Here is a 12,460-nt window from a genome sequence, read left to right as displayed (position 1 = left end):
GGTGGAGCAAACGGAGGAGATTACAGTTGAGTAGCTTTTGAAAATTAGTGATATTCAGCCACTTGGAAACAAATTACGATTCCTGGTGGCACCACTTTTAAGAAAAGAAAAACGATGTAAATCCCTGAATTTCAAACAAGTTCAGGGATTTTTCATTTCCAAGAATAGGCAAAATAAGTGGGATTGAAGCAGACGGCACGTCCTTATTCGGGGGACGGTTTTAGAAAGCCTAAAATGTTACACAACACAAGTGCTACTTCGTTTTTTTACAGCACGTTGATCTATTTTACATAACCAGGTTCTCGGTTCGATTTCCTAATTTTGTATCATTAAAAATTGAGCCGTATGGAAAGAGAAATATTCAGCGTGTTGTTCTTCATCAAGCGTAGTAAACCGTTAAAAACGGGAAAGTACCTTTGCGTGTGAAATTCTATCAGATTTACCAAGACTTGGAATTGGAGGAAAAGATTGTCTCCGCACGTGCCATAGTAAACCGCTATCAGGAAAAGGACGAAACTTTCAAAACATTATACAATGTGTTCAAGGAGTATAACGACAACTTGGAAACTCCAATGAAACAGATCCCCAATATCCAACTTAAATTGACCCCCGATTTATTTTTCCTAAAATACAAAAAAATATCACATAATCAGTTTATTAGTTTTCGATTTGTGCTGGGTTTATAATTTTTATTTACTGCCAATATAATCATTCATTTCTTCCCGCAAATTTTGCGTATGGACTCTCCGTGCAGCTCAATTCTTGCGGCTTGGTGAGTTATTCTGTCCATGACTACGCCGGCTATTGTCTTCTTGCCGATGACATCATACCTGTCTTTGACCGGCAATTGTGATGTAATCAGTGTTGATTTCTTACCATATCGGTCTTTGATGATGTCCATCAGATGCATTCTGCTTCCGTTGTCCAACGGCTGCAAGCCGAAATCATCCTGTATAAGCATATCCGTCCTTTCTATCTTTTTCAGCTCCTACAGGATGCTACCTTTTACCTTGGTGGCCTTCAACTGCCCTAAAAGTCTGGAAGTATTGGCATACAGCACTTTCAATCCTTTCTGGCAGACTCTGTATCCCAAGGCTGTGGTAATGTAGCTCTTTCCTGTACCGGAGCTTCCCATGACAAACAAGTCGCACGCCTCCTTGACAAATCTTGTTCATGCTGATTGATTTATTGGGAATACTATCTGTTTTGTCTATTTAATAGATTAATGTAGAATTATGAACTGATTCTGTAACTCTTTTAATGTTTTTTGGGGTGGGGCAATTTAAATTGGATTTTGGGGGACTCTTTAGATAGGATAATGGGGGGACAGTTTATACCAGATTTTCCACCTGTCAATACACAGAAGAATTTTCATTGTTTATTACCGAAAAATAGAAGCAGTCTCTACAAAAAAAGACTGCTTCTGCTTCATTTCTAAAACAAATCAAAAAACAAATATGCTCAACTATTAATCTTAATTTTCTTTTAAGAAACGGATGATAACACAGGTTTGTCTGATACGGAAAACAAGTGTTCACTAAGCGCCTTCAAAGCATGCACTTTATCTTCCGCTTTCATCACCAACGATACATTACTACTACTTCCGCCGTATGAAATCATCCGTACGGGAATATCTTTCAATGCATTGATGATGCGTGCCTCAAAACCGACATTTTGCCATTCTAGGTCACCAACAACACAAACAATCACCATATTCTTTTCGACTGTAATCGTTGCGTATTTCCGTAATACACCCACAATCTCGTCTATATGCTTGTCATCATCAATCGTTACGGAAACCCCGATATCGGAAGTGGTCACCATGTCCACCGGCGTATTGTAATTATAGAACGTATCAAACACGATGCTCAGAAAATGAGGTGTCGGTATCGTATGGAGCGACTTGATCTTGACATACGTGATGTTGTCTTTGGCGGCAACAGCTTTGATCGTACCCTTTTCCACCGTATTCGAGATCAATGTACCCGACGCATTTGGCTGCAATGCGTTCAAGAGGCGTACCGGTATGTTCTTTTCCTTGGCAGGCAGGATGCAAGTCGGATGTAGTATCTTGGCACCGAAATGTGCCAACTTAGCGGCTTCGTCGAAGTTCAACTGCCTAACAGGAGCGGTGTCATTGACAAACCGTGGATCGTTGTTGTGCATCCCGTCAATATCCGTCCATATCTGTATCTCTTCTGCTTGGATAGCCGCTCCAATTAGAGAGGCGGTGTAATCGCTTCCTCCTCTTTCCAAGTTGTCAATGCTGCCGTAAGCATTCCGGCAGATGAAACCTTGCGTAATATATATTTCTGCCTCTTTGTTTTGCTCCAAAAGTGTATTTAGGTGTTTAGCGATATATTCCATGTCCGGTTCATTGTCCATTGTAATTCGCATGAAGTTCAACGCAGGCAATAAAACTACCTTCACTCCTTGTTCTTCCAGATAGCAGGTCATCAGAAAGGTTGATATTAGCTCACCCTGCGCCAAGATTTCCTTTTCATCGAACATGCTGAAAGGCATATTAGAGAAAGACCAGACATGTTGAGACCGTTCAAGCATGTATTGCATGGCCCTTTCTTTGTAGGTATCGCTTTGGTATAATTCTTCTATATGATTGACATAAGCTTGTTCCAAAGCAGAAAGGATCGCATTGGCTTTTCCCGGATCTTTCTTATGGAAACACTCAGATATCTCCACTAAAGAGTTTGTTGTCCCTGCCATGGCAGAGAGTACTACTATTTTCTGTTCCTGATCGCAAATGATTGATGCGACATTCTTGATCCGCTGGGCAGAACCGACTGAAGTACCACCAAATTTTAATACTTTCATTAGACTATCTGATTTTTGATTTTACTTTTTATACATTGAATCTGATCACGAACGTGCTACCTTTACCGACTTCGCTTTCGATACGGATCGTACCACCATGAGCTTCCACAAAGTCCTTGCTGATGGCAAGTCCCAAACCGCTACCTTGTACTTTTGTTCCCGGCACACGGAAATAGTGGTCGAAAATACTTTCGTGGTAACGCGAGTCAATGCCCTTTCCGAAGTCCTTGACATAGATCTCGACGGCTTTGTCGATCTGTCGTGCACCGATGATAATCCGTCCGTTCTCCGACGAATAACGGATGGCGTTCGATAACAGGTTGGTCACAACCCAAGCAATTTTCTCGCTGTCGACAAACAATTTGGTGATCTTTTCAGGATACTCCACTTCGATCTGACAGTTAAAACGCTCGGCCTGTACCCGGTTCGCCTTGATGGCATAGTCGATCAGTTCGATCGGTTTGGTAATCTTCGGATTCAGGTAGAGCTTACCGCTTTCTACCTGTGACATCTTCAACAATTCGCCAGTGATCTCCAACAAACGGTTGCTATTTTCCTTTATGTTCTTGGAAAGGCTCTCCTGTTCTGTATTCAGTTTTCCGATCCGATTGTCTTCCAGCAGTTCCAAGCTCATCATGATAGCCGATATCGGTGTCTTCAGTTCATGAGAGATCGTTGAAATAAAGGTTGTCTTTGCAATATCTTTTTCTTTAAATTCGGTCACGTTCTTCAACAGGATCACATCCCCGACATACTTACCCTCCAGTCCAGTCTGCCTGTTAACGTTGATCGGGATGTATTTTACTTGAAAATAGCTTTCCTTGTTGTCCGCATAGATTTTCAACGGATCCTTATTGTCATCGGGATGTACCAACTGGCGGATCAAACGGCGCAGCAGATCATTTTTTAACGCCACTTCGGGAGCCGGTTTGTCGATAATGTTTTCCCGTGTCAAATTCAAAACAGTCAAAGCCTCGTCATTGACAAACAAAATCTTCCGTTCCTTACTCAAGCCTATGATAGGTTCTGCAATGCTGTTGATAATTGTTTCTATATATTTTTTCCCTTGCAGGATATCTTCCAGCGAACTGTTCCTGTATTCGGCCAAGCGCTCGGCCATCTCGTTGAACAACGTGGCTATTTCCTTAAACTCCGGTTCATTGCCCAAATTGAGCCGTTTGCTGTAATTGGCATTGGTGATTTCCTTGATGCCATCCGTCAATTTCTGGATCTGTACGCTGACCGAGCGTGGCAGGTGAGCCAGAAAGAGGAAGGCGATCACGATACAAGCAATTCCTACCGTCCAGATCCAAAAGAGAGACCTTTCCGCCGTATGGACAGCCACTTCATTCTTTTCATAAATGGCAGACATATTGACTGCCATAATGGTATAAATCGTCTGGCGTATCTGCCGAATCGATTCATCATCCATGTCATCCAACGCCTTTTCACAGTTCGAACTTAATCGGTTGGTTAGTACGTCTTCATCCTTCTCTGTCAGATTTTTTTTCTGAGCTTCCAACCCGGCCTCAAACTCTTTTCGAGCATTCGGATTTTCCCGAATGGCATCCAGTGACTCGAGCATCTGACGGGAATAAAGGAGTGAATTATAATTATCCGCTAGGATATTCTGCGTGTCATCCGATACATTATGAATGTTTTTTATAGCCAATCCACCTAATAAAGTGATCAGGACAAATAAAAGTCCTATCCCATAAGTCAACTTTGTTTTTATATTCATATTCATGGAAGGATTTTTATGCTAATATTATTAAATCAATGCCTAATTGAGCCAACTCTTCTAACATGTTCCGATAGTGGACCATCGCAAGGATAGCGGAAGGATATTTTAAAGCTGGTCGTCCGATACATAGCGTACTGATTTGCTTTTCTTTACAAGCCTGTACGATCGCATCCGTTATATGTGGGGATTGCACTTGAATGATTTCTCCTCCAAGTTCCGTTGCCAACTTGAAATGGTTAAGCAAATGCCTTTGACTTGCCAACGGAATCCTGTCGGAACTTTCTCTTGGGGTTTGTACATACAGTACAAAAAACTTGGAATTATATCGGGTTGCCAACCGTGCGACTTTCCGTATGATCTTACGGGGAGTTTTCTCATTACTGCTGATGCAGGCCATAAACCTTTCGTGGCGTACGCCGAGATTCTCTGGAATGGTATTCTCCACTTTTTTTTCTACCCGCAAAGCTACCTCTTTCAATGCCAACTCCCTAAGCTGAAGAATATGTTCAGCCTTAAAGAAATTATTTAATGCTGTTTGTATCTTATCGGGTTTGTATATTTTTCCGGCTTTTAACCGAGCCAGCAGTTCGTCAGCAGTAAGGTCTATGTTGACCACTTCATCAGCCTGCTCCAGTACGATATCAGGAATACGTTCCTTGACCTCAATGCCAACCACGTCCTGCACCATCTCGTTAAGTCCTTCTATATGCTGAATATTGACCGCCGTGATCACACTGATACCGGCATCCAGTATATCCATGACATCCTGCCAACGCTTTTCGTTCTTACTGCCTTCGACATTGGTATGAGCCAATTCGTCAACGATGACAACTTCAGGATGGATACTGAGAATCGACTGCAAGTCCATCTCTTCGATCTCTTTTCCTTTATAAAATATCTTGCGGCGGGGGATGATAGGCAATCCTTCCACCAATGCCTCCGTCTCGACTCGCCCATGTGTTTCTATATAACCGATCTTGACATCGATACCGCTTTCCAGTAATTGGTGGGCATCTGATAGCATCCGATACGATTTACCTACACCGGCAATCATGCCGATGTAGATTTTAAAATTGCCACGACGAGACTTTTTCAACAAATCTAAAAAATGTTGTACACTTTGTTCTCGGTCCATGCGTATTATTATATCAAGGTCTTAAAGAAATTCCCAAGACAAGATGGGCATCCTCCATGCGAGGGTTCCAAATTGCCTGTGTAAAAATAGGTAATGAGAAAGAATCCGTGATTTTGATATCTTTCGTTGCTTTCAATGCAACATTCGTTACTGCAAATCCACTATTTACATCACCTCCATACGTAGTTATTCCCGCATCATACGGAAGAACACCACAAGTTGCATTCAGATCGACGCCCTTCACTGTGAATGGAAAATTCAACTCCACATAAGAAGAATAGTTTTGGTTTCCATTTTCATCTTTGTCTTGACCGGCAAACATGAAATTCCAGGCGATAGACAAAGGTAACTTCTCAATAGGCAAAGTGTAAGCCAAACCTGCTTCAAAATGGTGATCTGTTTCATGGCTTTTGAAGTTAAAATAACGGCAAGAGCCTTGCCCTGCCCACCATAAGCTAGCGACAGATAATGTAGGACCAGCTGATCCGAATGTATACGCTGCCGTTAAATCTATCTCTTTAGCCGCAGGCATAGATGTAGAGTTTGCTCCCTGAAAATCGGTAGATCCCCAGGCTGTCAAAGAGAAATTACCTACCCCCAGTGATAGTGTCGGCTGGAAGCTAGCACCAGTCTGGTAGAAACCACGCCAAATATAGGAACTTACCAAATCTCCCTGCACAGAAAAACTTACTTTACCATCCTCTTCCTGTGCATTAGCCAACGTAGAAGATGCCATTGAGAATACAATTGCCAAGGCTGCTACTTTTTTTACGAATGATTTCATAACCTAAATCTAATTGACTTATTAAAATTTGTTATTTGTTATTTGATGCTTGATCAAGCGCAACATTTAATTTCAATACATTTACTTTCTCCATTCCGAACATACCCAATAACGGTTTCTCAACATGAGAATTGACGATACCCATGACCTTTTCTTCCGACCATCCACGAGCGTCCGCTACACGTTTGGCCTGTGCATAAGCCGCTTTCGGTGAGATATGGGGATCCAAACCGGAACTGCTGGCTGTGATGATTTCAGCCGGAACTTTTTCACGGGTTAGGTAAGGATGATGAACCAAGAATGTATCAATACGTTCTTCCAACAAAGCTAAATGTTCTTCATTGGAAGGTCCCTTGTTACTACCTGCCGAACTGGATGCATCGTAACCGTCACCAGCATGGGAAGGACGTCCCCAGAAATAAATATCTTGCGTGAAATTCTGACCAACGTTGGCGGCCCCCACTACTTTTCCATTCAATGTAACCAGTTCTGCATTACCTTTATTCGGTCCTGCCACTTGGGCAAACAACCACAAAACGAAGATGTAGAAAACACTGAAGAACAAACAAAATGCAATTGTCAGTCTTAATGATTTAAAAAGATTTGATATCATAATGAATTATTGTTTTATTTTCTTAACCTTCCTCCTATCTTCATACAGAGGGAGGAAGGTTTTTAATATTGATTTTACTTTTACATGAATAAACTTACAATCATATCTATCAACTTGATACCAATGAACGGGGCAATTACACCGCCCAAACCGTAGATCAGCAAGTTGCGACGAAGCAATGCGGAAGCACCGATCGGTTTATAAGCCACACCACGTAATGCCAGAGGGATCAGAATCGGGATGATGATCGCATTAAAGATGATCGCACTTAGGATCGCTGATTCCGGACTGTGCAGGTGCATGATGTTCATCGGGGCCAATGCCGGGATCGTAACCATGAACAGAGCTGGTACGATAGCGAAATACTTGGCCACGTCGTTAGCGATACTGAAAGTAGTCAGCGTACCGCGAGTCATCAGCAACTGTTTACCGATTTCGACAATCTCGATCAGTTTCGTTGGGTCGTTGTCCAAATCAACCATATTACCAGCTTCCTTGGCAGCCTGCGTACCACTGTTCATTGCGACACCAACGTTTGCCTGAGCCAAGGCCGGGGCATCGTTCGTACCGTCCCCCATCATGGCGACCAGCTTACCGTTTTCCTGTTCCTTACGGATATAGTTCATCTTGTCTTCCGGTTTGGCTTCGGCGATATAATCGTCTACACCGGCTTTTTCAGCGATATATTTTGCGGTCAACGGGTTATCACCGGTTACCATTACCGTCTTCACACCCATCTTACGCAAACGTTCAAAACGTTCTTGGATCCCCGGTTTGATGATATCCTGTAATTCGATCACACCGATGATGAAATCATCCTGTGAAACAACCAACGGAGTACCGCCGTTACTCGTAATCTTCTGAACCAAATCGGCCACCTCTTTCGGATATTTGTTGCCGGCAGCCTCACTCATCTTACGAATAGCATCAAAAGCTCCTTTACGGATGCGAGTACCATTTGCCAAATCCACCCCTGAACATTTAGTTTCTGCCGTAAACTTGATCATCTTTGATCCGGATGTATTCAAATCATGTACACGTACACCTTTTTCACGTCCCAGTTCCACGATTGACTTACCTTCGGGCGTATCGTCAGAAAGAGAGGACAGTAGACAAGCTTGTACAAAAGAGTGTTCGTCAATGCCGGATACCGGATAGAACTGGGTTGCTTTACGGTTACCGATCGTGATCGTACCAGTCTTGTCGAGCAGCAAAGTATCAATGTCACCAGCTGTTTCAACCGCCTTACCGGATTTGGTGATCACATTAGCAGACAACGCACGATCCATACCGGCAATACCGATGGCAGATAACAAACCACCGATCGTAGTAGGGATCAAACAAACGAACAAAGAGATAAAGGCCGCGATCGTAATCGTCGTGTTGGAATAATCAGCAAACGGTTTCAAGGTACCGCAAACAACAACGAATACCAATGTAAAACCTGCCAGCAAGATTGTCAAGGCGATTTCGTTCGGAGTTTTCTGGCGAGAAGCTCCTTCCACCAAGGCGATCATCTTATCCAAGAAACTTTCACCCGGTTCGGTCGTCACTTTCACCTTGATCTGGTCGGACAATACTTTCGTACCGCCTGTTACAGAACTCTTGTCTCCACCCGCTTCACGGATCACCGGAGCAGATTCACCTGTGATGGCGCTTTCATCGATAGAAGCCAGACCTTCGATAATTTCACCATCGGAAGGAATCGTGTCGCCGGCTTCACAAATAAAGATGTCGCCTTTCTTCAACTGAGAAGAACTGACCGTTTCGATCTTGTTACCGACACACAATTTGGCAGGAGTTTCTTCCCGGGTCTTACGCAAACTGTCGGCCTGTGCCTTGCCTCGTGCCTCTGCAATCGCCTCTGCGAAGTTGGCGAAAAGCAACGTGGCGAACAATACAATAAACACTAAGATATTGTAACCGAAAGATCCTTGTGTCGTATCACCGGTGGTAGCCGCCCAAATCGTAACAAACAACATGACGAATGTCACCACCTCCACGATAAACATGATCGGGTTACGGAACATCATCCGCGGATTCAACTTAATGAATGATTGCTTCAAACTTTCTATAACGAGCTTCTTTGGAAATAAAGAAGCAGTTTTGTTATTTCTCATCTTCTTAATCTGTCAATTAGTAAATACTAAAATATTCGGCGATCGGGCCTAATGTTTGTGCCGGGAAGAATGACAAGGCAGCAACGATGACGATTACGAAGAATGTCATCACACCGAATGTAACCGTATCAGTCTTTAATGTACCCGCACTCTCCGGAGTGTACTTCTTGTTTGCCAAAAGACCTGCAATAGCTACCTGTCCGACAATTGGCAAATAACGTGAAATGATCAGTGCCAAACCGCAAGTGTAGTTCCAGAAATAGGTATTGTCGCCTAATCCTTCAAAACCGGAACCGTTGTTAGCAGAAGAAGAAGTATATTCATATAACATTTCACTGAAACCATGGAAACCAGGGTTGTTCAACCAGCCACCCTCGCTCTCTACGAATTCAGGGGCATATACCCATACGTAGGAAGAGATAGCCGTAAAGATCAAAATCACGAATGGGTGAGCCAACGAAACGATCGTTGCAATCTTCATTTCTCGGGCTTCTACCTTTTTACCTAAGAATTCCGGCGTACGTCCGACCATCAAACCGCTGATGAATACGGCTATAATCAAGAATGCATAGTAGTTCATGAAACCTACGCCGACACCACCAAACCATGTATTGATCTGCATGTTCAACATCTCCACCATACCAGAAAGAGGCATTGTACTGTCGTGCATACCGTTAACGGAACCATTAGAGGTGACGGTCGTAGTCACAGACCACAAAGCGGTTGCGCCCGGACCCAGACGGGTTTCCTTACCTTCCATAGCACCGCAAGACTGGTCAATACCCATCTCGTCGATTTTCGGGTTACCTGCCATCTCATAGTGAACGTTACAGAATACCCCCAAAAGATAAGCAAACAGCATCACACCATAGATCACATAACCTAACTTTTTACGTTTCAGATAAAATCCCAAAGCAAATACCAATGCCATCGGAATGATCAGAATAGACCAACATTCTACAATATTGGTCAGGTAAGTCGGGTTTTCCAATGGGTGAGAAGAGTTTACTCCGAAGTAACCACCACCATTCGTACCTAACTGTTTAATCGGAACGATTGCAGCTGTAGGACCTTGTGAAACAGTTTGTTCAGCTCCTTCCAATGTCGGGATTGTCATTTTGGAGTCAAAGCCCATCGGCGTACCTTGTATGATCAGGATGAAACCCACGATCAGAGACATCGGGAAAAGGATACGTGTACAGCTGATCACTAAATAGTGCCAGAAGTTGCCGATTGTTTTAGTTGTTTTGGCGGCCATCGACTTCATAATTCCAGCCATGGCAGCCATACCTGTTGCAGCAGTGATGAACTGGAACAACATGATGACGAACAACTGTGTAAAATAAGTCAAACCGCTTTCTCCGCTATAGTGCTGCAAGTTACAGTTAACCATGAAACTAATACACGTGTTGAACGCCAAATCTGGACTTTGTCCGCTGTTCCCATCAGGATTCAAAGGAAGATATCCTTGCGATACCAACAGGATCATACCCCAGAAGAACCAAAATACGTTTATAATAAGCAGAGATTTCAAGAATGCCTTCCAATCCATCTCTTCATTGGGGTTGATACCCGCCAGCTTGTAAATAAATCTTTCAATTGGAGCCATGAAACGCATGCAGTCGTTTCCCTCCTTATACACCTTGGCGATATGCTTTCCCAGCGGGTAACTGATAACCAGCAGCAGCAATATCTGCAATGCTACACCTAAAATTTCTGTATTCATCTTTTCACTTAAAAAAACTAATTACCATTAAAACTTTTCGGGCTTAATTAGGACATACATCAAATACCCGAAGATCAATAAGCAAAGTATAAACAGTGCTAAAAACATAATTTAATTCTCCTTTCTTACATTAAATTTTCTCAAACCAGTCCACACACTTGAAGAAAAACCAATAGCATGCTACACCGGTAGCACACAAGAACAAAAATGATAACGTATCTTCCATACTTGTCTTTTTTAATTGTTAATACTATTTATTTGTTTTCCACCCTACTATATGCCAAAGCTGTGCCAAAAAATCGAGTTCTTGCACAATGCATTGTTTATCAGTTATATAATCAAAAAATAATATTATTATGTAATATGCTCAATCCTTTTCAAAAGGAAAAAGATATTTTCATTTTGAAAAGGTATATAAAAAAGGCAAGCTGCCTGTTTTAGGTAAACCTACCGGGTATGCAAGAACAAAGTGTTCCACATTATAGTCCATAGGCTTCCATCTTCCTATAAAGTGTGGTTAAGGCTATCCCAAGAGGACGAGCAGCTTCGGGTTTGTATCCGTTAGTATGTTGGAGAACTTTCTGAATGTGGTGCTTTTCAACGCTGACTAGGTCCAATTCAATATTATTCCCCGTATTTTCAGATAATTGACATTTCCTTTCCATGGACATCGTTTTATGGCTGCCATATATTTTTTATGATCACTTTAAATCTCACCAAAATCTTTAGATATCTGCCCTGCACAGGCAGGCTTCCAACAATCGAAATTTCTCTTTTTAGCTAAAATCATGTTATTGATTATAGGCAATTCGCAACTTTCGCTGATATATAAAATAGCATGTCCTTGAGCTGTTGTTTTCAATTGTTTTCTTAATGTGTTCCAAGCTTCTGTATCAGAAATAAAATATTGCGATGCGGTAGACTCCGTTTCATACACCAGTTTGTATTCATTCAGCACCAATTCATTTTCCTGATTTGTCTTCTTTTGAGGATAGCATAAATAGGCAATTCCTGTCAAAAGGATGATTCCTGTAAAAGTATTCAGCAGATATTTAAAATAATAATCATTTTCGAAGACATAGAATTCATTGATGCTACCACATATACATACGCTAGCCACTAACAGTAATATTACCGTTATCCGTTGCTTTAAAAATTTCATCCGCATATTCTTTTCCATTTGTATCCTAATTTTTGAAATCAAATCCTTTAAATAAGCCGTGAATAAATTATATCCACGGCTCAAAAAGAAAAAAACAATTCAAATCTTTACAGAATGAATGGAGAAAAAGATTTTGGTACACATAAAACAACTTTAATTGCAATAATATATAATATGAAACTCATATCCTTCTATGAGCAACCAAGTACTTCTTGCAAGGCCACCATTTTTCAATCCTGTTTTTCAAAATGAAAAAATACCCCAAAACACCAATCCAGCTTGTTACTAGTAACAGAACGATAATCTTGTTTTTGATCCTTTGAGGAACATCTTTTTTTATTAAA

General features: G+C 41.9%; 10 protein-coding genes and 2 pseudogenes. 1 reads left to right on the top strand and 11 read right to left on the bottom strand.

Annotation, left to right across the window (positions count from 1 at the left end; translation table 11 throughout):
* Positions 1-345 precede the first annotated feature (345 nt).
* Positions 346-560: pseudogene (locus CI960_RS23845) on the top strand (site-specific integrase); the annotation flags it as partial.
* A 152-nt stretch (positions 561-712) separates the two neighbouring features.
* Here CI960_RS23845 and CI960_RS23540 read toward each other — a convergent pair.
* The 11 genes and pseudogenes from CI960_RS23540 to CI960_RS02815 all read right to left on the bottom strand — a co-directional run bounded on the left by CI960_RS23540 (position 713) and on the right by CI960_RS02815 (position 12,134).
* Positions 713-1,135 (bottom strand): annotated as a pseudogene (locus tag CI960_RS23540) (ATP-binding protein).
* 350 nt (positions 1,136-1,485) lie between these two features.
* Positions 1,486-2,832 carry an aspartate kinase gene (locus CI960_RS02860; protein ID WP_005858483.1) on the bottom strand — a complete coding sequence of 449 codons (1,347 nt, stop codon included), beginning with the start codon at positions 2,830-2,832 and terminating at the stop codon, positions 1,486-1,488.
* Between the two features lie 28 nt (positions 2,833-2,860).
* On the bottom strand, positions 2,861-4,579 hold the full coding sequence (locus tag CI960_RS02855; protein WP_005858481.1) for an ATP-binding protein: 1,719 nt from the start codon (positions 4,577-4,579) through the stop codon (positions 2,861-2,863).
* 10 nt (positions 4,580-4,589) lie between these two features.
* Positions 4,590-5,711, bottom strand: coding sequence for a sensor protein KdpD (locus CI960_RS02850; protein ID WP_005858479.1), 1,122 nt, complete (start codon positions 5,709-5,711; stop codon positions 4,590-4,592).
* 13 nt (positions 5,712-5,724) lie between these two features.
* On the bottom strand, positions 5,725-6,495 hold the full coding sequence (locus CI960_RS02845; RefSeq protein WP_005858477.1) for a hypothetical protein: 771 nt from the start codon (positions 6,493-6,495) through the stop codon (positions 5,725-5,727).
* Between the two features lie 31 nt (positions 6,496-6,526).
* The gene (locus CI960_RS02840) at positions 6,527-7,108 is read right to left on the bottom strand and encodes a K(+)-transporting ATPase subunit C (protein WP_005858475.1); all 582 of its coding nucleotides are present in this window, start codon (positions 7,106-7,108) and stop codon (positions 6,527-6,529) included.
* 80 nt (positions 7,109-7,188) lie between these two features.
* Complete coding sequence (gene kdpB, locus CI960_RS02835) at positions 7,189-9,228, bottom strand: potassium-transporting ATPase subunit KdpB (RefSeq protein ID WP_005858473.1); 2,040 nt, start codon at positions 9,226-9,228, stop codon at positions 7,189-7,191.
* A gap of 16 nt (positions 9,229-9,244) precedes the next feature.
* Positions 9,245-10,954 (bottom strand): potassium-transporting ATPase subunit KdpA, encoded by a 1,710-nt coding sequence (kdpA, locus tag CI960_RS02830; protein WP_005858471.1) that lies wholly within the window; start codon positions 10,952-10,954, stop codon positions 9,245-9,247.
* 27 nt (positions 10,955-10,981) lie between these two features.
* Complete coding sequence (locus CI960_RS23840; protein ID WP_080504992.1) at positions 10,982-11,062, bottom strand: potassium-transporting ATPase subunit F; 81 nt, start codon at positions 11,060-11,062, stop codon at positions 10,982-10,984.
* A 371-nt stretch (positions 11,063-11,433) separates the two neighbouring features.
* Positions 11,434-11,619, bottom strand: a complete 186-nt coding sequence (locus CI960_RS02820) for a helix-turn-helix domain-containing protein (protein WP_005858469.1) — start codon at positions 11,617-11,619, stop codon at positions 11,434-11,436.
* 41 nt (positions 11,620-11,660) lie between these two features.
* Complete coding sequence (locus CI960_RS02815) at positions 11,661-12,134, bottom strand: hypothetical protein (protein WP_005858467.1); 474 nt, start codon at positions 12,132-12,134, stop codon at positions 11,661-11,663.
* Positions 12,135-12,460 lie beyond the last annotated feature (326 nt).

It is taken from the genome of Parabacteroides sp. CT06 (assembly GCF_002257605.1).
Taxonomy (GTDB): domain Bacteria; phylum Bacteroidota; class Bacteroidia; order Bacteroidales; family Tannerellaceae; genus Parabacteroides; species Parabacteroides distasonis.
Note: the sequence above shows the minus strand (reverse complement) of the source record. Positions and strands in the feature narration are given on the sequence as shown.

Excerpts from the sequence above, each read along its gene's own strand:
- CI960_RS02845 (WP_005858477.1), bottom strand. The coding sequence starts at position 6,495 with ATGAAATCATTCGTAAAAAAAGTAGCAGCCTTGGCAATTGTATTCTCA.
- kdpB (WP_005858473.1), bottom strand. The coding sequence starts at position 9,228 with ATGAGAAATAACAAAACTGCTTCTTTATTTCCAAAGAAGCTCGTTATA.
- CI960_RS02850 (WP_005858479.1), bottom strand. The coding sequence starts at position 5,711 with ATGGACCGAGAACAAAGTGTACAACATTTTTTAGATTTGTTGAAAAAG.
- CI960_RS02820 (WP_005858469.1), bottom strand. The coding sequence starts at position 11,619 with ATGGAAAGGAAATGTCAATTATCTGAAAATACGGGGAATAATATTGAA.
- CI960_RS02840 (WP_005858475.1), bottom strand. The coding sequence starts at position 7,108 with ATGATATCAAATCTTTTTAAATCATTAAGACTGACAATTGCATTTTGT.
- CI960_RS02815 (WP_005858467.1), bottom strand. The coding sequence starts at position 12,134 with ATGGAAAAGAATATGCGGATGAAATTTTTAAAGCAACGGATAACGGTA.
- kdpA (WP_005858471.1), bottom strand. The coding sequence starts at position 10,954 with ATGAATACAGAAATTTTAGGTGTAGCATTGCAGATATTGCTGCTGCTG.
- CI960_RS02855 (WP_005858481.1), bottom strand. The coding sequence starts at position 4,579 with ATGAATATGAATATAAAAACAAAGTTGACTTATGGGATAGGACTTTTA.
- CI960_RS02860 (WP_005858483.1), bottom strand. The coding sequence starts at position 2,832 with ATGAAAGTATTAAAATTTGGTGGTACTTCAGTCGGTTCTGCCCAGCGG.
- CI960_RS23840 (WP_080504992.1), bottom strand. The coding sequence starts at position 11,062 with ATGTTTTTAGCACTGTTTATACTTTGCTTATTGATCTTCGGGTATTTG.